A 21,049-nucleotide genomic window follows, 5' to 3' on the forward strand; every position below is an offset into this window, starting at 1 on the left:
CATGGCGATGATTGAATTACAAAACGTCACCAAATCCTATGGTCCGCTTCAAGTACTCAAGGGCATCAGTGCCGAGGTGCAAAAGGGTGAAGTCGTCTGCCTGATCGGGCCTTCAGGTTCGGGAAAATCCACGATGCTGCGCTGCCTGAACGGGCTGGAAACCTATCAGGGTGGCGATATTCTGATCGATGGCCAGCGGGTCGACGCGCAGGATCGCTCAATCCGCGATATTCGCACGCGGATGGCGATGGTTTTCCAGCGGTTCAACCTGTTTCCACACCGGACTGCGCTTGAGAATGTCATCGAAGGGCCAGTGTATGTCAAAGGCGAAAAGCCTGCTGAAGCGCGCAAATATGGCGAACATCTGCTTCAGCGCGTCGGTTTGGGAGATCGGGCCAACCATTATCCGGGCCAGCTTTCCGGCGGCCAGATGCAGCGCGTTGCAATTGCTCGCGCCCTTGCGATGCGACCGCAGGCAATCCTGTTCGATGAGCCGACATCCGCGCTCGATCCAGAGCTGGTGGGCGATGTGCTCGATGTCATGCGCAGTCTCGCTGACGAAGGGCTCACCATGCTGGTCGTGACGCATGAAATGGGCTTTGCCCGCGATGTAGCGGACCGTGTGCTTTTCCTCGATGGCGGCGTGATCGTTGAGCAGGGTAAAGCAAAGGAAGTGCTCGGTGCACCGCAGCATCCGCGTACCCAGGATTTCCTGCGACGCGTTCTCAATCACTGATCCATATTTTTGTAGGACACGCGCGGCGTGTCTTACAGGGGGTGTCATGGCTTTCTATTGTTATCTGGACGAAGCGCGCACCGAGCAGATACGCGCTGTATTTGCACATGAATTGCCGGAGCTGGAATTTCTCTCCGGTGATCTGGACGAAGCTGCCGCTGCAAGGGTTCGCTATCTTCTTTGCTGGCAAACGCCGGCACGGCTGGCAGAGCGTTTTCCTGCGCTTGAGATCATCTTTTCAAGCGGGGCGGGTGTAGAGCAATTTTTTGAAGCAGATATCCCCTCAAACGTCCGCATTGTCCGCATGACCGAGCCGGGCATCGCACGGATGATGCAGGAATATGTTACGCTTGCCGTTCTGTCGCTTTTCCGCCAGTTGCCCGCCTATCTGGAACAAAGCCGCAATGAGATCTGGCAGGCTTTGCCTCAGCCAAGTGCGCCGCGCCGCCGGGTCGGCGTGATGGGGCTCGGCTATCTTGGACAGGCCGCTTTGACTGCGCTCAAGCCGTTCGGGTTTCCCCTGTCCGGCTGGAGCCGAAGTGAAAAGAGCATTGCAGACGTGCAATGTTTTTCTGGTGAAGACGGTCTTCACGCATTCGTCGCACAAACAGACATTCTGGTCTGCCTCCTACCGCTGACTGCTGAAACGGAAGGCATGATCAATGCCGCGTTTATTGCGCGTCTGCCGGTGGGCGCGAGCGTTGTTCTGGTCGGTCGCGGGGCACATACGGACTATGATGCCCTTCTGGCTGCCCTCGACACCGGACAGTTGTCATCGGCCTTCATCGACGTAACGGCACCCGAACCGCTTCCATCGAAGCATCCCCTCTGGTCGCATCCCAAGGTGATCCTTACCCCACACATCGCGTGCGTGACCGACAGCCATGGTGCTGCCGATGTACTCGTCGACAATCTGCGGCGACTGTCAGAAGGCGCGCCGCTTATAGGCCAGATCGATCGCAAGCGTGGTTATTGAAGCCGTGGGCGTCAGTGAAGTGAAGTAATCCTGATCCGGCAGCTATCCGGCAAGCGAGAGCCGTTAGAGCGCCGATCTGATTGGATCAGATCGGCGCTCTAACTTCTTCTATTTCAAGCATAATCTTAATCGTCCTCGTTTCACCGCGGTCGGATTATGCTCTATGGCAGCGCTTGCCGGATGGCAAGGTTAGGATATATGCGCGGGCAATCTCGAAAAGCCGCTTGCCGGATAGACCGTGAGCACTGGCTCGGCCCCGGAAACAAGGTCGAGCTTGCGGGTTCCTCCCAGGAATTCTTCCATCAGAATGCGCAGTTCCATCCGTGAGAGTTCTGCCCCCGGACAGACATGAATGCCACGCCCGTAGAGAAGATTGAGCGCATGATCGCGGTTGAGGCGCAATTCATCAGGCTTATCGAACACGGCTTCATCGCGGTTTGCGGAAGCCCACATCAGCGTGATTTTTTCTCCGGCGGGAATTTCCCGTCCGCTGATCATGACTGAGCGGGTTGTGACGCGGCGGTTCGAGATCAAAGGCGCGTGTAACCGCAATATCTCGTCGATAGCTGCCGGCATAAGGTCCGGGCCACCCCGCATCAAGGCTTGCGTCTGCCGGTTTTTGGCCAGGTGATGACACAGTATCCCAACGCAGGCGGTGATGGTCCCAAGCTCACCCACCGTCCAGTTACGCAGGATACTCACGATTTCCTCATGCGAGAGCTGGCGTCCATCGATCCTGTCCCGCAGAAGGCTTGTGGTCACATCGTCCGGCGCATCCGCGCCACGCTTGCGCCGTTCGTCCAGAAGCTCACGAATATATGCGTCGAATTCAAGCGCGATCACCGCCATCGCTTTCGTGTCACGAGCAAGCGTTGCCACGTGGTTTTTGCCAACCCAGTCAAGTAAGGGTCCCTGCAGACTGTCCGGCCAGCCCAAAAATGCGCACTGGATGCGAACGGCATAAGGCTGTGCAAATTGCGTCACCAGATCGATTTCGGCATCGCGGGGCAATTCGGAAACCAGTTTCTTCGAGATCTCCCGACAGACCGGCTCGAAAGCACTGACCCGCTCCGGCTCGAAATAACGTTCGATCAATTGCCTGAAGGCAGTGTGCTGCGGCGGATCCATGCCGCTTGGCACCGAGAGATGAGTTGAAACGACGCTGCTGAAACTCTCGTGATCGTCCAGAACGCGGACCACATCGTCATGCGAAAACAATGACCAGCCGAGATAATCGCTATGGGCAACCGGGCATTGACGGCGCATGCTGTCATAAGCGGTTATCTGATCGGAAAGGACGGCCTCCGACCTGGGGTCCCAATCCTGCTTTGGCCGTTCAGTCGATGAAGTCATAATCCCCCCTGCATGCAATAAAACCGGAATTTGCCGAGTTATAGGGGTTTTGTCGGCTGCGGTTCTTGTGCTGGCGCAAAAAGGATCGTGAATTCGTCCTTATACCAAAAACCTGTGAGTATGACTCATGGGTTTTTGGTTAAGCCCGAGTGGCAATTGAACTTTTCAATGCGCGCTACAGCTAGCGCCAGCGCGACTGTCAGGCCTCCCTGAACCGCCACGACTGCGTGCGTTTCAACAGAAACCGTGACACTGCAAAATAGGCCAGACGGGCGATCACGTTGGTATAGAATATCATCATGCCCATCGCTGCCGCCGGGGCTACATCACCCGCATCGTCCATGTTGAGAACCGCAATCGATGCCAGCGCAGTATGTGCGGAATAAAGAAACACGACGGCCGACACGGTGGTCATGGCATTGACGAACAGATACAGCGATATATCGAGAATTGCGGGCAGGCAGACCGGTACCGTCACACGGACAAACAATTTATAGAATGGCTGTTTGAGCGAAGCCGATACGGCTTCGAATTCCGAATCCATCTGCTTCAGTGCAGTCAGGGCCGTCAGATGCGCGACACTGTAAAAATGCGTGACCGTGCAAATGACGAGTATGGCCATGGTTCCATAAATGCCATGAAGCGGATTGGCCGGATTATTGAAAAAGAAGATATAGGACAGGCCCAGCACCATACCTGGAACAGCCATCGGCAGCATGGCCAGAAACTGGAACAGCATCCTTCCTTTGAAAAAGCCATCCGTCTTTTCCACGGCATATGCACCGATGAATACAACGATTGTGCCGACGATCGCCGTCAGGAAGGCGAGCTGGATCGAGTTGGCATAGGCAGCCCATCCACCTCCGTCCATACGACTGAAGTCGAAGTTGCGCAGGCTCAACGTCATGTCGTAGGGCCAGAAATTGACGACGGCTGCCAATTGGCACACAGCCATCAAACCGACGATGAAAATGGCGATCAGGGTGCAATAGAGAAGGCTCAGATTGTCGGCAACCGGCTTCTTCTTCGGCACCAGCGGTACGGCACGGGCGGACAGAAGGGCGACCTGTTTGCGCTGGATGGCGCGGTCGACAAAAAAGGCGACTATGGCTGGAAACAGCAGCATGACCGATACGACCGCACCAATCTCGAAATTCTGCTGGCCAATGACCTGTTTGTATATGTCGACGGCCAGCACGTTGAACTGACCTCCAATGACCTTCGGCAGGCCGAAGTCGGTAATCACCAGATTGAACACAACAAAAGCAGCCGAGATCAGACCGTAGCGGGCTCCCGGAACGGTTACGGTCCAGAATGTGCGCCATTTTGACGTGCGCAGAGCTTCCGCCGCTTCGTAGTGGCGGGCATCAGAGACGGCGAGCGCCGTCGATATGATCATCAATGCGTGTGGAAAGGTAAAGAATACAGACCCGAGCACAATCCCCAACGGCCCATAGATAGGCACGCCGAAAAGCAGTTCCCTCAATATGCCCTGGTTGCCGAACAGGTAGATAAGCCCAATCCCCGGCAGCAATGACGGAACAAGAATTGGCATGACAGCGATCAGCTTGAAAAGCCCCTTGAACCGCATCTGCGAACGGTTGAGCGCATAGGCGAAACCGAAGGCGAGCGTCACAGTCAGGATCATGCTGGCGACCGCGATCAAAAACGAGTTCTTGATCGATAGAAACAGCGTTGGCGATGAAAAATAGGTCCGGTAGTTTTCAAGACCTCTTATCTGCGACGGCATGAGCATGACGCGCCGGAACGTATTGGAATCCATCTCCTGCCAGGCTTCACCTTGATGCGGCGTCGAGCCGATCAGGAAGCGCGCATCCGGTGTCAGACCGCGAATCCGGTAATGTTCCGGCCCCCGGAAGCTGAAGTTCGGAAACAGATCCGTTGGCGACAGCCGACCGCTATTGGATGTAGCGAGATCATCGGGCTTGAGGACGCCAAGCGCTTCATTCAGTACAGCAAGCGTTTGCGGGTCTTGCCAGTTTCCCTTTCCATCGCCGACCTGAACTTCAAAATTGCCGAGCTGAAACTGGTAACTGTTGAAAGACTTGGTCAGCATGACATAAAGCGGCGCGGCCAGTGTCATGAGAAGATAGAGACCGATCACCAGCATCATGCCGCGCTTGATCCAGTCGTCCGCGCTGACTTTACGGAACAGAGCCTTCCGTGGAGCGGCTGGCATGGCCAGATGATCGCTGACTGTGCTCATTTATTGTGCCCTCTTGCCAAAGACCAGCATGCGGCTCTTGGGCAACTGAACCAGGATAGACATGCCTTCGGCAAGCCGGAGACGCCGCTCGGCATTGACGGAAAAATCTGCGATCAAAGGCTGGTTCTGAAGATCGGGACTGCGCATATGCGTGCGCCAGAACGACCCCAGGAATTCCATGGATTCGATCTGCACCTCGATGAGGTTCTCACCATTTTCGGCAAAAGACCGATCGTCGATCAAACGACCATGGGGGACGATGTCGTTGGGACGAATGACAGCGACCGCTTCGGAACCGGCAGGCAGATCGTGATCATGACAATGGAGAGAAAACCGCCCCAGTCCGACCGCGCCTTCATTGCCGACCACAACAGGATACTTGTTGGTTTCGCCGATGAAGTCGGCCACAAACAGCGTATTTGGCTGGCGATAAACCTCGAGTGGCGTTCCGATCTGTTCGATTGCGCCGCCATTCATCACGACAATGCGGTCAGCCGTGGCGAGTGCTTCTTCCTGATCATGGGTGACCATGATCGTGGTGACGCCGAGCTTGCGTTGAAGTTCCTTTATTTCGTGCCGCAGATGGACCCGAACCTTGGCATCGAGCGCCGAAAGCGGCTCGTCCAGCAGAAGAAGCCCCGGCGAGATTGCAATGGCGCGCGCCAGAGCGACACGCTGTTGCTGGCCACCCGAAAGCTGTGCCGGGTATTTGCGCGCCTGATCAGCCAGGCCGATCAGCTCAAGCAATTCTTCAACACGCGCCTTGATCTCGGCGCGCGGACGCTTCCAGTTTTCGAGCCCGAAGGCGATATTTTTCTCGATCGTCAGATTGGGGAACAAGGCATAGGACTGGAAAACGATGCCGTAATCCCGTTGTGAGGGAGGCAGGACGGAAATATCCCGCCCCGCCTGCCGAATGCTGCCACGCGTTTGCAGATCCAATCCGGCAATCGCCCGCAGAAGCGTGGTCTTGCCGCATCCTGAAGGGCCGAGAAAGCAGATGAACTCACCTTCGCCTATTTCAAGATTGATGTCTTTCAGAGCATGAAAGTCCCCAAAATTTTTCCATAGGCCTTCAATCTGAAGGTAATCCTTGCGAACTGGATGTGCGGGAGCGACTGAATATAACGTGTCGTTAAACGGCACTGACTCCGAAGCGGTATCGTTGTTCACACTTAAATTCCTCTGGATGAGCATATGTTTCTCCCATGCGGATCTGGCAGTGCACAGTTTGCGCCGCGGTGAAGCGTTTAGCCGGCTTCACGTATTGCGCGACGCAAATCGACTTTCGTTTCTGCAGAAAGTGCTTCAGCCTTTGGATTCGGACTTGGAATCGTAGCGTTTCGTCCACTCATCCAGAATTGCCTTCCGATTATTGGCAGCCCATTCCAGATTGTTGTCGATCATCTTCGACTTGAGATCGGACGGAATATGCTCCACCGGCTTGGCAACGCTTGGCAGGGCCACCACCGCGAAGCTCTGGTTGAGTGCTTCCATCGCATTGGTGGTCAGCGTCCAGTCCATGAGAGTCTGGGCAGCCTCCAGATTGGGCGTGCCGGCCATGATCGCTACCGCTTCCGACTCCCAGCCAGACCCTTCTTCCGGGAAAATAATATCGATCGGTGCGCCCGCCTTCTTGACCTGCGATGCCGGGAATTCAAACGAAATGCCAATCGGTATTTCGCCGGCTCCTGCCATCTTGCAAGGTTTCGAGCCGGAATGGGTATAATTGGCAATATTGGCGTGAAGGGCGTCCATGAAACTCCACCCTTTCTCCTCGCCAAACAGTTGCAGCCAGGACGATACATCAAGGAAACCGGTTCCCGATGAAGCAGGGTTCGGCATCACCACATGCCCTTTATATTCCGGCTTGGTCAGGTCCGCCCAGCTCTTCGGCGGTTTCAGTCCGAGCTTTTCCGCCTCAACCGTATTGAAGCAGACGGCGGCGACATAAGCGTCGAGCCCGATCCAGCTCGTCGGGCGATCCTTGTCCACGAAACGTGGATCAAGCTTGTCGACCTCCTTCGGCGTATAAGGCTCCAGCATTCCTTCGCTTTTCAGAACCAGCAATGACGTGGCGGCAATCCCCCAGATGATATCGGCCTTGGGATTGTTTTTTTCCGCCAGCAACTTGGCGGTCATCACACCGGTGGAATCGCGCACCCAGTTGATCTTGATATCCGGATGGTCCTTGTTGAAAGCGTCGGCAAAACGCTGCAGATCGACAGCCTCGAACGCAGTATAGACAGTCAGTTCCGACTGTTGAGCCTGCGCACCGTAGGGCAAGCTCAGGGCAGTCACGAGCGATAATATGAAAGCACCTTGTTTCAGCATGTGAAATTTCCCCATTTTGAGCCTTTGGCGGCTTAGTTTTATGTTCCCTGTCTGATGAATCTCAGACTTTTTCATCTTTTTGAGCAGTATAGTGTGGAGTCAGGTTGAATAAGTAAAATCTATTTATCTTATGAATTCCAAGGCAGAACTTATAGCAGACGATGAGAGCGTATCCTGAAGTTCGTGAAACGGTTTCGGATAAGATGCGCGTCAAAACACACAATTGGAGCGCCGATCTCATTCAATCAGATCGAAACGCGTTCTAGGTGACCGTGAGAATTGCTCCTTCTATGATATCCAGGGCTTGATCCAACTCAGCTCGGGTAATGATCAGCGGCGGCGAAAGCGTCAGCACATTGCCCTGGCTGATCTTGAAGCTGACGCCGCCGTCGAGGCAGCGATAGTAGACGGCTTCCGCCATTGCATTGTCGGGTGTCCGTGTGTCGCGGTCCATCACCAGCTCCACACCAAACAACAATCCCCGCCCGCGCACATCCCCGACACGAGGACACCGCGCTTGAAGTGCGCGCAAACGGCCGATCGCATAAGCGCCAAGCTCTGCCGCGCGCTCCACCAGGCCCTCCTGTTCAATGATCTCAATTGTCATGAGCGCCGCGCGGGCCGTGACCGGATTTTTCTCGTGCGTATAATGACCGATCGCATAGTCGCCGCAGACATCGAGATCGCGACGAACGATGGTGCTGGCGATAGGAAGCAACCCTCCGCCCAGTGACTTGCCAAGAACAATCATGTCAGGCGTAACGCCGTCATGATCCGACGCGAAGAACTTGCCCGTCTTGCCCAACCCGGTCGGTATTTCGTCGAAGATCAGCAAGGTTCCGTGCCGGTCGCAAGCCTCGCGCACCTTTTTCCAGAAACCCGGTGGTGGCGGATAGGGCGTTGCACGCATCGGTTCGGCGACGACAGCCGCAATATCGCCTTCTCGCTCCAGCACAAACGACACAACATCGGCGCAGGCGATACCGCAACTATCCGGGCTCTTGTGCTTGTAGTGACAGCGATAGCAGGCAAAAGGCGGCACATGCTCCGTTCCCGGCAGCAGCGGCCCGGCAATACCGGACCGGAATGTCGCCTCGCCGCCGACCGAAGATGCGCCAAAGCCCGCACCATGAAAAGCATCCCAGAAAGACAATGTCTTGAAACGTCCCGTGGCGGCGCGCGCGACCTTCAGGGCGACTTCGATGGCATCCGAACCTCCCGTCGTGAACAGCACCTTGTCCAGATTGCCGGGGGCAAGAGTGGCCAGCTTTTCGGCGAGCAGCACGGCAGTCTCACAGGTGAAGCGACGCGGCGCAAAGCAAAGCTCGTCCATCTGCTTCTTCACGGCTTCAATCAGACGTGGATGCGCATAGCCGATGTGATGAGCGCTATTGCCATGAAAATCCATGAAGCGCCGCCCGTTGGCATCCTCGATCCAGATGCCTTGCGCCCTGACAATTGCCGTCAGACATGGGCTGGACAGGCTTTGATGCAGGAAAATATCTGCGTCGCGGTTCAAAAGCTGCTGCATGGCTGAACTGTTCGTCTGCTCTTGCCAGCGCTGGCGGGCCTCCGAGCGATTGGATTCGCCTTCCGTATGCACCGCCAGTTTCATCAGCGTCTCTTCCCCCGATGCTTCAGCCTTCGTGTTTTCCCGCCTGCGCTTCCCCTATGCTTCCCCTTATGTTTCCCACGGCAGCGAGAACGTCTTGACGTTGGTAAAGCTCTTCATGGCTTCGATTACACCTTCCTTGTAACCGTTGCCGGAATCCTTGATGCCACCGAACGGAGACATTTCGATCCGATATCCCGGAACTTCCCAGATATTGACGGTGCCGACTTTCAAACCCCGGATGTATTTCTGCATGCGGCGGTAATCATTGGTGCAAACGCCGGACGACAGGCCAAAATCCGTTGAATTCGACAAAGCGATCAACGCATCGTCATCTTCCGGTGCGCGGATGATCGGAATGACGGGGCCGAAGGTTTCCTGCATGACCAATTCCGAACCATGGGGAACTTCATCCACAACGATCGGCGGCAACAATGCGCCTTGTCTGCCGGGGTCATAGAGTACCTTTGCTCCCTGTTCGGCAGCCGAATAAACAAGCTGCTCGAAGCGAGCCGCAGCCTGTTCGTGCACGACTGTGCCAAGCTCCGTCTGCGGGTCCATCGGATCGCCGAAGCGGATTTTCTTCGCCCGTTCCAGAACCATCGGCACGAAACGGTCCGCGACACTGCCCTGACATAGAATTCGTTTCACCGCCGTGCAGCGCTGGCCGGAATTTTTGGTCGCGCCGGCAACTGCCAGATCGGCGGCCTTGGCCAGATCATCGTCGCTCAGATCGTTGAGAATGATGAGAGGGTCGTTGCCGCCAAGCTCCAACACCATCCGCTTGTAGCCCCCGGTACGGGCAATCATCTTGCCCACCGGAACGCCGCCGGTAAAGGTGATGAGGTCGATATCGGGGTTCGTAATCATTTCCAGCCCGATATCGTTGGGCAGGCCGGTGACGACCGACAGCATTTGCGGCGGCAAGCCGGCCTCATATATGATGTCGCACAACAGCAGAGCCGTCATCGGTGTCAGTTCGGTCGGTTTCACCACGACGCAATTGTTCGTGGCAATTGCGGGCGCAACCTTATGAGCCACCATATTCAGCGGATGATTGAATGGTGTGATCGCAGAGATTGCCTGCAACGGTTCGCGAGTGGTGAAAATCTTGCGCGCCTTGCCGTGCGGCGTCAGATCGCAAGAGAAGATTTCACCGTCATCATGCAGGCACATCTGTCCCGAAAGGGTGAAAACGTCGTAAGCGCGCCCGACTTCGTAATAGGCATCCATCTTGGAAATGCCGAGCTCCGAGGTAATCAGGCTGGCCATTTCTTCCTTGCGCTCAACCAGCAATTCGGCAGTGCGCAACAGAATTTTCTGCCGTTCATATCGGGTGAGCTTCGATTGGTAGGACGCTGCAATCCTGAAGGCTTCGCGCGCATGCTCGGCCCGACCTGCGGGAACGGTGCCGATCACCGCATTCGTATAGGGATAATGGACATCGAATGTCGTATCGGCGTCCACCTTGCGGCCAGCGATGCGCATCGGCTCGTGTCGTGTCTTGATCTGTGTTTCAGGCTTGACCATGGCGTGTTCCTTCATCTGCCTTTGGAGTATCACGCGTGCGCAGCCGCAGTGACAGCGTAAAAGAATGCATCGAAGTTTCGCAGAACCGGCGCATTCGGCAGGTCCGGCATCTGCCGGTTGACGATGAACGGCACTTCCTGTTCCGTCAGTCCGCCATGCGAACGCAAGGGTTCGTTGAGCGCAGCCAGATCATGTCGATGCTCGCTGGTACCGATGGCCTTGTTGACGGTCGAAACCAGAACAATGTCACCAATACGGTCAGCGGGCAGTTCGAAGCGCTCAGCAGCAGCCGGATTATCCAGCACGACATCTATGCCTTCAATCCCTGCAAGACGTTTCATGATATCGGCAATATCCGTGCCTTCAGGCAGATAGGCGGTAGCGAAAGAACCGAGCGCACCATGGTGGACGACATAGGGATCGGTGATCGGCAGGATAACCCGGGCGGCATCCTTGCCAAGCCATTCGTCAAGAATATCCTGAACATAAACCACATCTGGCGAACCATCGGCCTTGTGCTTCGGCTTCATGCCGTGATCGGCCGTCACCACAATAGCAGCACCAAGCGCGTCGAGTTCGGTCAGATATTTGTCGAACATTTCGTAGAATGCGTTGGCTTGCGGAGTGCCAGGCGCATATTTGTGCTGCACATAGTCCGTCGTGGTGAGGTACATCACATCCGGGCGAAATGTCTGCAGCAGCTTCACGCCAGCAGCAAAGACGAACTCCGACAACTCGGCCGAATAGACTTCCGGCACGGGCATATCCAGCCATTTCGAAGCATTGTCGATACCATTTTCCGCCTTGGTCGTCGTATCCGAGCGTTCTGCCGAAAAGCAGACGGCACGTTCATCGTCGAACTGCAATCCCGCCCCCAAAAGAGCGCGCAGCTTGTCCTTCGCGGTCACGACCGCAACTTTGGCACCGGCATCGTAAAAGCCTTTGAAGATGGTCGGTGCGCGGAGGAAACGCACGTCGTTCATCATCACTTCCGTCCCGGTCTCGCGATCATAGAGATAGTTGCCGCAAATCCCGTGCACAGCCGGCGGGCGTCCGGTCGCGATGGATAGATTGTTCGGGTTGGTAAAGCTTGGGATAACGCTGTGAGCGGTGCGTACACTGCCAGTCTGCTTGATCCGCTTCAATGTCGGCATGAGCCCGGCAGCTATTGCTTCATCCAGATAGGCTGGTTCGCAACCGTCGAGACAGATAGCGATCGCCGGGGCCTTGGGCCAGCTATAGTCGCGGTCGTTCACCGTAACAGTCAGATTGGTCATCTTGTTCACGTGGATATCCTTTGCGGGCCGGGTCCGAACCCGTTTGTGTTCCAAAATCTATGCGGCGAGTTTCGCTCTTTCATCGAGAGCCGCTGCCGGCGGCACAGCCGTGTCGACACCCATGGCATCAAGGGTTTCCCGTGCGGCGGCAACAACCTTGCGCATGACAGCCGCATCCATCCGGCCGATGCAGCCGATGCGGAAACTTTCGACGACCGTCAGTTTTCCGGGATAGATGATGAACCCCTTGTTTTTCATCAGTTCATAGAACCTGTTGAACTCGAAATTCGGGTGGGCCGGTGTGAAGAACGTCACAATAATCGGCGACAGCCAACGGTCGCGCAGCAGGGTTTCAAAACCGAGCTCGCGCATTCCTGCAACCATGACATCACGATTTTCGGTGTAGCGCGCAAGTCGGCCCTTCGCGCCGCCTTCCACCTCATGCATGCGCAGCGCTTCCATGAAGGCGGCAACGACATGGGTTGGCGGTGTATAGCGCCATTGGCCGGTCTTGTTCATCGCGATCCATTGCGCATGAATATCGAGCGACAGGGAGTGGCAATTGCCCTTGGAAGCCTCCAGCTCGCTCGTTCGGGCAATCACGAAACCGAAACCCGGCACCCCTTCAATGCATTTATTGGCAGAGGAAACCATCGCTTCATAACGGATGGTGCCGACGCTGAGATCGATCGCACCGAAAGCACTCATCGAATCCACCAGCAATTTGCGACCACGCGCATAAACCACTTCGGAAATTTCGTCGACCGGATTGAGGATGCCTGAACTCGTTTCGCAATGCACGACGATCACATGCGTGATGGCAGGATCTGCATCGAGAGCAGCGGCCACTTCATCGCCGCGCGGAGGCAGATAATCACCTTTGTCGATTATGCTGTAAGGTCGCCCCAGATATTCCAGCGTCTGCGCGATCCGCTGACCATAGGCGCCATTGATCAGAACCAGGATCTTGCCGTCTCGTGACAGGAACGTGCCCAACATCGCTTCAACCGCGAATGAACCACTTCCCTGGATCGGAACGCAATCGAACTCGCCCTTCCGGTCTCCGGCAATTTCCAGCAGACGCTGGCGCATTTCCGCCGTCATGCCACGAAAATCACCGTCCCATGAGCCCCAGTCTCGCAGCATTGCCTGCTTGACTTCGGTGGCGGTCGTCAACGGTCCCGGCGTCAGGAGATATGGCTCACCCAGAACTGGGGGATCAAATCGGGGCGCAATGACTTTGTTGTATTCCACCATTTATGTCCTCCACACAGTCTTTCGATTAAACCTGTTAAAATGGTTGGACATAGATTGTGATTTAGTGGTCTATTTGTAAAATCGTTCTTTCAGATCATTCCATAAATTTTACTTATGATTAAATTTCCATGTTTAAAGGCTACAGTCACTACGATGCAAGAGCGTATCCCAAAAGTGTGAAACGGTTTTCGGGATACGCGTAAAAACAAATAATTAGAGCATTACCAACGATTCAGTTTAAATTGGAAATGCTCCAATCAAATGTTGCGGTCATCGAACTGCTCACCAACAGAAGCATAATTTGCGTGCAAGGGTAGTCATTCAGTTGGGCTTGACCGACAACCAGTTTGTGACTGAACGCACTTATGCTGCAACAGCTTCAACTGTTTTTTGAGGAAGAGGTCCAGCCGATGCTTTCGCATTGTGTGAACGCGTTCGACACCGGACCGTATGATAAATGTTCACGCAATAACATTCATTTAATCGGCTGGCGCAGTTGACTTGTTCATTGACAGTGGCATCGACAACGTCAGGATAACCGCGTCTCCTTCTGCCCTGTTTTCTGCGGCAAACTCATGGAAATATTTGACGCGGGTGGAAAGTGGTAGCTCACTCAGCTCAAAGTTCCAACCAATCGTTGCACCAATTGCGGCCACGCGCCCTTTAAATGGCCCCGCAGCGCCGTCTCCACTATCCCCGGAAAGCTGCTGATAATAATAGCCGACCAGACCGGCATCAAATGTCTTGCTAAAATGTTGAACGGCAGCCCATTCAAAGTGAAATTCATTACCCGTTTTGTAATCGGTAGCGGGATTCTCGGCATTGAAGGTGACGCCAACCACACCTGAAATATCCAACCCTATTGCGGGGTCCAGCCAAGTTCCGGCCGCGAATACGTCCGCCCCCCAGTGATGAAAAGCAATGTTGGAAATCTCACCATCCTGGTAGTCTCCAACAGGCACATTGACCATCGTACCGACTTGGTAGTGAAAATTACCCGTTTTCCAGCCGAGAAACCCACTGACGATAGGGTCCCCGATGGTAAACACCGTATCTCGCACACCTGTTGACATTTCTCCAAAACGAGGACCATTTAGAACAACATCAGCTTCTGTCTTTTTCCAGCCGAAAGGCAGTGACGCGCCGAGACCAAGATAACCGCCTGCTACTGTTTCCGGCAGCACCCACATCACAGTCGGGATATCGACAGCAGCTGTACCCATCACACCGACGGCTAGCTTACCGCCCGTCGGGAGGCTCTTATTGCCGCCAAGGCCTCCGTGGTAATAGTAAAAGTCGTTTTGAAAGTAGACACCGGGAGGGGGTGTAATTGCCGCCGCGGGCCCTTTGGAGCCCAATAGGTAAAAGCCCGCTCCACCTTCTGCACTCATTGCGGCCGACGGAACAAACAGCAACCCCGCAAGCGAGCCCAGCACTAGCATACTAAACGAAATTCGACGCATGTATCCCCTCCGCATACGAATGCAACTACTTGCCGACGTAAATGCTTGCAGACATAGATGAATATTTGTTACTGATATTAAAGCAAGGCTACACAGGTAAAATTCTATATTATTTGCATTCTTCCGTTATGGAAATCGTTTTTTAAAGAAGCGGTCGCACTGTTGCAGATTCAATCCCTGTTCGATCATCGACGTGCGGAAGCTGTGATGCCGCGCCAGCTATATAACCTCACACACCGTGCCTCAACCATATAAAGACATTCATCCTTGAGGGCGCAGCTGTGGATCAGAATAAAGGCGCAGTCGCTAGACTCTGGAGAGCTGCGCGCGAGTTCCTATTTAGAGGTCTAGCAAGGATGATACAGAGTAGGTCGCAGTCGAACGCAATGTGCCCTGGGGCTAAGTTCGGGCGTCGTTGCGCGATGAGATAACATTGAACGCTGAATTTCTTTGCATCTGCTGGTGATTATTTTTACTGTTACGCACTCCCCTCTCCCGATCGGCCGCGCACAAGATAAATTCGATAGGGGAGGAAAGCATGAGGGCGAACTACGCAAGGCTCGCAACGACTGTTGCGTTTCTGTGACCGTTTTGGTAGGGGCTCCAGCCGTCGCAGTTGGCCGCCCGCCTGTATTTAACCTGCCAGCAGCAGCTCGACTTTTAGGAAGGCTTCAAGTGGAACGAGTTTACGCATAGAAAGCCTGGCGCGGTCGACTGGCCCAATCCAAATCTTGATGTCGCTTATTCAGAGGCTTCGGCTGCTGTCGACGAGACGAGCTGCACTATTGTAACTGTGCCCGAAGTCAAAGACAGTTACTACGTCCTTCAGTTTCTGAACGGCCGGGTCGAGACGCTTGCCAATATCAATGAACTTGTTTTTCCCGAGCATCCATCTGGATGATTTCGCGGTTTGCCTTGCCGGTGTAAAAGTCGATTTGCCGAAAAATATCAGCAGGATCAATCTGCCGGTCAAATATTCTCGTATCCTGGCACGTGTTGCCCTCGGAAATGATTGGGATGGAGCAGTCGCCCTTCAACAACAATTCTCGCTGAAAGTGACGGGGATGCCGAAACTGCCTGATATTCCGCTTCACACATTTCGGGATGCACTCTAGAATCTCCATAGAAGATCAGCTTTCAGCGACTGATCGCGTGACGTTTCAGAAAATTGACCCGAATAGGTCAGGCCCAACTGCGCATTGCCGGCTATGTCCATGCCAATGCGCGCTTCAGCCACTAGAGCATTACGTGAAATTGGCAGACCCGTGATAGCAAATGGCGCGTCACCCTGCTCAAAAAGCATGGAGCTGTCGGCAGCAAGATCTCCGTCCGCGCGACGCCAGCCAAGCACCGTTGAAAGGTTGACGGGCGCTGATCCGTTCAAGCCGAAATGCGTTTCAGTTCGCACGCCAAGTGTCGATATGAAACTGTCCATCGGTTCCGTTCGATAGCTCAACGCGGCAGCATTTCCATTCTCTGTTCCATTTGATCCGCCCAGATGGACCCATGCCAGACCGGCATAAGGCTCAATGGTTGTCGCACCAACGGCGTAGCCGTAACCGACATCAACAAAACCCTGCACCGATCCGGTCGTGTGCTCGCTGTAAGTATGGTCTGCCAAGCCCGAGAAATTGATACTACGGGTGACGTCCTGCCTGTACCAGGTAATCGCACTACCCAGATTTAGGCGTATTGGACCGGCCCTGGTGCCGCCATAGATCGCCGCATAATAATTCTCGCCTTGTGACGATGCCGTCAAACCGTCAATTGTCGTATGGCTATATCCACCAGCCATACCGATTTGCCACAGGCCGATAGGAGCATCGGCTCCAAAGAACACCCCACTTGTTCGCGTGTCGAGATCATCGAACCCATGGGCCGTGTAGTTGCCACGGGTTCCAAAACCCTGCGCCCAAAGTGTGACGTCGGAATTCTCGATCATATGTGCCTGTGGACCAACGCTCGTTTCGGTATCGGCGAAGGCTTGCCGCAGACGTGTGCCTATTGCGTCGCGCACATAGCGACTTGTATCAATCAATATGGCTGGCGAAGATACATAAACATCTCCACTGAGGCTACGAAAGACAGCATCGCCCTGCGTCTCTTGCAGTTGCAGCACCGCGTTGTAAACAGGATTGTCCTGCCCCAGACCCTCAATGGCTTGCGCTATTGCTTTACCGTTTGCGGTCGTCACTGCATTTACAAATGTGCGGGCATTGCGATTGATATCGATAAAGACACTGTTTGCGCTATATTCAGCCGAAATATCGAAGAAAACAAAGGGTTCGATCAGTTCAGCAAATTGTCCCGAAACTGCAACGGCTGACAGAACCAGTCTCCGCTCACCCGCACGCAGATTGGAGCCGTTAACAATCAGCCTGCCGCCGAGAAACGCATTGCCGGAAATCGCTAGCCGACTGGATTGATCACCCTCGATACGGATCGCCAATGTTCCATCGCGCCACTGCCCGAACTGACCGTCAATCGCGAGCGTGCCAACAGAATTCAAACCGCCCGGAGCGATTAATCCGTTGAGATTATAAACACCGTCATAGGTCAAGATGTCGCCAGTTCCTGACAATGCACCACCATTCAGCAGGACGTAGCTCGTATCCAGGGTACCATCCACGACAAGCCGGCCGGCATTGATTTCAACGTCTTGCCATACAAGCATGTACTGATCGAAAGGTAGGTCGAGCGTAGCTCGGGGATGCGATATAAACAACGTATCCAGGGTTGGATCGGTATCGACGGTGATTGTTCCGGCGCTGGCCAGAAGCACATTGTAATATCGACCTGCAAAGCCATGATTCTCAAAATTCCCATCAATGTTTTGCGGCATAGAAACGGCCCGGCCTTCGAGGTCCTTCCAGGCAGATAAATCGCTCCAGTTAAAATTACCGGGCAATGCAGCGACATATCGGGTTGGATTATTTTCATAGATCCAATCGAGATAGTCGGCGACGTTGGTCCACGCATTCGTGGCTCCGTAGCCGAACTGAGAGGCACCCGTATAATTCTCCACCCAGCTAGCGATGCCAATTTGAACGAGGCCATTTGCTGTTTCGACGAACAGGGGGCCACCACTATCAGTAGGCGCGGTTCCCGCTTGCAGAGAAGATACCGTTTCATCCGATGTCAAAGGGTTTGCAAAAATACCGATAAGAAACTTCTGTTCGTCATCCGACCAAAATTCATTGCCGGACAGGTATCCATAAAAATTGGTTTCCCCGACCCTACGTTTAAAATCATAGGGTCCGATGTCTCTGTCAGGCGGATTGGACCCGGTACCGGTTGCACCATAGCCCACGAACTTGAGCCGCGTACCGATATCGGGCAGAGCGGCGCCCGGAGCTGTTAATTGAACCGGGGTCCCGTCCCAATAGCCATAACGCATTGCGACAAGAGCCACATCATTGGAAAGCGAAAAATAGTCAAAGCCCGAATGTACGACAACACCGGCCGCAAAACTGAAGCCGTCTGTTGGATTGACAGCGTCGGGCGAGAATTCAATAGTCGTTTGCGGAGACGCAATCAGTTGCCCCTTATCCCCCATCATGCAATGGGCCGCGGTTAACATGACCCTTGGAGCAATCAAAGTACCGGAACAGGTCCCGCCACCGTCAACCGGCATACTGATGAGGCCTACATTGGAATAGACATTATCGCGGTCGTAATAGTTGGAGTAGCCGCCGACGTCGGCGGCGAGTTGATCATTCAGGACAATAGCAAGAGCGGAAGAGGTTATTGGCAAAAATCCGCATACAACAACGGAACCGATCCAAACCCGATACAGCATTATATCCCCCACCCGTACCCGGAACGAATATATAAAATATTTTCTGGAGTTGTCGATGCATTTGATATGAATCGATGCTTACACAACACAGTTCTTTTGCATAATTGCGTGCGACGCGCAGCATGCCGCTCCTCCGAACACACTTAAGCTGTGCTTATCCGGAATGGATCTTTGTTCGAGGGCTTTTAGTTGATACGAAGACGCCTTGCGCTTACGCATCATTCGAGCGAGTTCAGTATCAGGAATGCGATGCTGGCTGTGGCTTCAGATTTGAACGCGAGCATAGGTCAAATCTACCATTTGACGGGGCGGCAGTCTGGCCTGCCGGCGCGAACCACAGCCTTGCGAAGGAGGCGCTTTTCAGAAACAAACCGCGCTCCACGCTGGAATTTAACTCAAATATACCGCCGTCAATGTCGATGGAACGACACAGTACATGATATTCGTACAGTTATAATCCAGGCTGAACTCCCAATAGAATTGAACTTTTACACAAATCATGAATCGTAATATCCTATTTTAATTCGAAAGTGACTAATTATATAATATCCTTTTGCCGAACTTGCTTAAAAATCTGTTTCTCATATTGCGCGCTGCCACTGTTAAACGGATTCAGTGGATTGATATCGCCCTAATCACAAGATGGCATACGATTGCCACTTTAAATCTGATTGCCAGTCAGCCCCCCTTGAAGTGGTTGTGCTGATTAGGATGTCTCCGACGCGCGGAACCACAGAAGTCCTGGCGAGTTATTTGGGAGCATGCAAAAAGGAGGGCGAATTGAGCGATTTCGATCTTTACTACTGGCCAGTACCGTTCCGTGGCCAATTTATTCGAGGGATTTTGGCCTATGGTGAATGTTCCTGGGATGAACATGATTTCGGCGGGATCGTAGAACTCATGGGGCGTGGCGTTGAGAAGCAGCCCATAGCGTTCATGGGGCCGCCAGTCTTGATCGATCGCCATCGCAATTTTGCGGTGTCGCAGATGTCAGCGATAGCCATGTACCTCGGAGAACGGCTGGAAATTCTGCCCTCAACGGCCGAAGGCCGAGCGCTAACTGCCAAGATCGTAAGCGATGCAAACGACGTCATCGACGAGCTGACGCTAAATGGCGGGCGCGAAATGTGGACACGTGAAAAGTGGAATGAATTCGTTCCCCGGCTGCAAAAATGGCTTCGCATTTTTCAAGACACCGGCGAGCGAAACGGGCTTAAATCTGATGTAGGATTCATGCTGGGAACGGAACAGCCCAGCGTCGCCGATATAGTGACATCCATCCTCTGGGCTACGATGGCCGATCGCTTCGCTGTCATCGAGGCCATCATTAAAGAAACCTCTCCCATGATCATGAGCCTATCTAAACGAATACAGGCAATACCCTCGTTGACTGCGCTGGATACCAGAAGCTTCAATGATTATGCCGGAGCCTATTGTGGCGGGGAGATAGAGAAATCTCTTCGGGCAGTTGCTGCGGCTTAGAGCAAACAACTACAATTATTCGGGTTACGTCGCTGGAATCTGCTTTGAAAGAAGTACGAGTCACCGAATTGACGTAGCAGAGCTGATTATGTGAACGGTCCATGATTTGGAGTAAACGAAAGGCTTCACACGTCAATGGTCAGTGCCCTCTGTAACCGAGGCCGAGGGATATTTTGTGAGCAGTCTCAATGGTGCATGCTACTTGAGCTTCCGAAGGAACTTCGCCAACTGCCTGTATCATGTCCACGATTCCGGTCGCACCGCATACCATTCCCGAGGCGTCGAAAATCGGACTAGCAAGCGTATTCAGGCCAACTGCGGTTTCATTTGGTGCAGTTGCCCAACCCTGTCGTCGAACCTCGATGAACTCCTTTGCCAGGATAGCGAGCTTAACAATTGTGAAAGGTGTCAGGGCTTCAAGTTGCCCATTGAGAATGCGTGATTGGATTGCCGTGTTGTCCTTCAGGGGTTTCTCGCCCGAGCCGTTCTTGAAGCCACCTGCGCTCCGCAACGGAAATGAACTTTGCGTCGTCTGGGCCGTTTGGCAGACCGAAAAGAACGAAGGGAGCCAGCAAGACCGCCGGAAATCCTGTGGCAAGAAAAACCCACTGCCATCCCGCAAAGCCCTGAACTCCATCGAGATCGAGCAAGAAGCCGCTGACGAGCGAACCGAACAAATTACCAAATGCACTGCCGAGCGTCAGAAAGCCTAGCACGCGGGCACGATATTCCTTGGGAAACCACAGGGTGAAATAGTAAATAATACCTGGATAGGCCCCGGCCTCTGCGCAGCCGATTAGAAAGCGGAAGGCAGCAAAGAGGCTGCCTGATGTCACCCAAGCAGTTGCAATCGTCAAAAGCCCCCAGGTGAGAAGAATACGAGCAAACCACAGCCGGGCGCCAAAGCGATTGACGGCAAAAGCACTTGGGATTTCCAGTGCCAGATAGCCGATAAAAAAGAGTGATGTACGTCAGACCTGACCATTGCACGTGAAATGTTGGC

Annotated in this window: 16 protein-coding genes and 1 pseudogene; 5 read left to right on the forward strand and 12 right to left on the reverse strand. The window is 54.0% G+C overall.

The genetic code is table 11. The features are described 5' to 3' along the window. Window positions 1-7: 7 nt before the first annotated feature. Both CQZ93_RS24120 and CQZ93_RS24125 read left to right on the forward strand, forming a co-directional pair. Window positions 8-736: an amino acid ABC transporter ATP-binding protein gene (locus CQZ93_RS24120; RefSeq protein ID WP_105545293.1), complete on the forward strand. Its 729-nt coding sequence runs from the start codon at window positions 8-10 to the stop codon at window positions 734-736. Window positions 737-782: 46 nt separating this feature from the next. Then, entirely contained in the window at window positions 783-1,712 is a 930-nt protein-coding gene (locus CQZ93_RS24125; RefSeq protein WP_105545028.1) for a 2-hydroxyacid dehydrogenase, read from the forward strand. Between the two features lie 189 nt (window positions 1,713-1,901). On the opposite strand, the gene CQZ93_RS24130 is transcribed toward CQZ93_RS24125, so the two are convergent. From CQZ93_RS24130 to CQZ93_RS24170, 9 genes are all read right to left on the reverse strand, one after another. Beyond that, window positions 1,902-3,065, reverse strand: coding sequence for a cytochrome P450 (locus CQZ93_RS24130; protein ID WP_105545029.1), 1,164 nt, complete (start codon window positions 3,063-3,065; stop codon window positions 1,902-1,904). Window positions 3,066-3,264: 199 nt separating this feature from the next. After that, window positions 3,265-5,292, reverse strand: coding sequence for a putative 2-aminoethylphosphonate ABC transporter permease subunit (locus CQZ93_RS24135; RefSeq protein WP_286154248.1), 2,028 nt, complete (start codon window positions 5,290-5,292; stop codon window positions 3,265-3,267). Beyond that, window positions 5,293-6,465 carry a putative 2-aminoethylphosphonate ABC transporter ATP-binding protein gene (locus tag CQZ93_RS24140; RefSeq protein WP_422616108.1) on the reverse strand — a complete coding sequence of 391 codons (1,173 nt, stop codon included), beginning with the start codon at window positions 6,463-6,465 and terminating at the stop codon, window positions 5,293-5,295. Between the two features lie 135 nt (window positions 6,466-6,600). Then, window positions 6,601-7,626: a putative 2-aminoethylphosphonate ABC transporter substrate-binding protein gene (locus CQZ93_RS24145; RefSeq protein ID WP_105545031.1), complete on the reverse strand. Its 1,026-nt coding sequence runs from the start codon at window positions 7,624-7,626 to the stop codon at window positions 6,601-6,603. 262 nt (window positions 7,627-7,888) lie between these two features. Further along, a complete protein-coding gene (pbfA, locus tag CQZ93_RS24150; RefSeq protein WP_105545032.1) occupies window positions 7,889-9,241 on the reverse strand; it encodes a (R)-1-hydroxy-2-aminoethylphosphonate ammonia-lyase in 1,353 nt (450 codons plus the stop codon). A 66-nt stretch (window positions 9,242-9,307) separates the two neighbouring features. Further along, a complete protein-coding gene (gene phnY, locus CQZ93_RS24155; protein WP_105545033.1) occupies window positions 9,308-10,768 on the reverse strand; it encodes a phosphonoacetaldehyde dehydrogenase in 1,461 nt (486 codons plus the stop codon). Window positions 10,769-10,797: 29 nt separating this feature from the next. Continuing rightward, on the reverse strand, window positions 10,798-12,045 hold the full coding sequence (gene phnA / locus CQZ93_RS24160; protein ID WP_422616116.1) for a phosphonoacetate hydrolase: 1,248 nt from the start codon (window positions 12,043-12,045) through the stop codon (window positions 10,798-10,800). A 57-nt stretch (window positions 12,046-12,102) separates the two neighbouring features. Further along, window positions 12,103-13,302 carry a 2-aminoethylphosphonate--pyruvate transaminase gene (locus CQZ93_RS24165; RefSeq protein ID WP_105545035.1) on the reverse strand — a complete coding sequence of 400 codons (1,200 nt, stop codon included), beginning with the start codon at window positions 13,300-13,302 and terminating at the stop codon, window positions 12,103-12,105. A 479-nt stretch (window positions 13,303-13,781) separates the two neighbouring features. Further along, window positions 13,782-14,765, reverse strand: a complete 984-nt coding sequence (locus tag CQZ93_RS24170; RefSeq protein ID WP_105545036.1) for a SphA family protein — start codon at window positions 14,763-14,765, stop codon at window positions 13,782-13,784. 739 nt (window positions 14,766-15,504) lie between these two features. On the opposite strand from CQZ93_RS24170, the pseudogene CQZ93_RS27305 reads away from it, so the two are divergent. Further along, window positions 15,505-15,666: pseudogene (locus CQZ93_RS27305) on the forward strand (DUF1214 domain-containing protein); the annotation flags it as partial. Beyond that, window positions 15,632-15,880 (forward strand): hypothetical protein, encoded by a 249-nt coding sequence (locus CQZ93_RS26800; protein WP_210201120.1) that lies wholly within the window; start codon window positions 15,632-15,634, stop codon window positions 15,878-15,880. The pseudogene CQZ93_RS27305 and the gene CQZ93_RS26800, both read left to right, overlap by 35 nt. Here CQZ93_RS26800 and CQZ93_RS24180 read toward each other — a convergent pair. Then, entirely contained in the window at window positions 15,877-18,564 is a 2,688-nt protein-coding gene (locus CQZ93_RS24180) for an autotransporter outer membrane beta-barrel domain-containing protein (protein WP_105545037.1), read from the reverse strand. The genes CQZ93_RS26800 and CQZ93_RS24180 overlap by 4 nt on opposite strands. A 780-nt stretch (window positions 18,565-19,344) precedes the next feature. Between CQZ93_RS24180 and gst the strand changes: the two genes are divergently transcribed. Continuing rightward, a complete protein-coding gene (gst, locus tag CQZ93_RS24185) occupies window positions 19,345-20,046 on the forward strand; it encodes a glutathione transferase, Atu5508 family (protein WP_105545295.1) in 702 nt (233 codons plus the stop codon). Window positions 20,047-20,185: 139 nt separating this feature from the next. Here the strand turns inward: gst and CQZ93_RS27310 are convergent, their stop codons facing one another. Then, complete coding sequence (locus CQZ93_RS27310; protein WP_350308598.1) at window positions 20,186-20,557, reverse strand: IclR family transcriptional regulator domain-containing protein; 372 nt, start codon at window positions 20,555-20,557, stop codon at window positions 20,186-20,188. Then, a complete protein-coding gene (locus tag CQZ93_RS24195; protein ID WP_105545039.1) occupies window positions 20,463-20,999 on the reverse strand; it encodes an MFS transporter in 537 nt (178 codons plus the stop codon). The genes CQZ93_RS27310 and CQZ93_RS24195 overlap by 95 nt, the downstream gene beginning before the upstream one ends. Between the last annotated feature and the right edge of the window lie 50 nt (window positions 21,000-21,049).

Source organism: Ochrobactrum vermis (assembly GCF_002975205.1).
GTDB classification, from domain to species: Bacteria; Pseudomonadota; Alphaproteobacteria; order Rhizobiales; family Rhizobiaceae; genus Brucella; species Brucella vermis.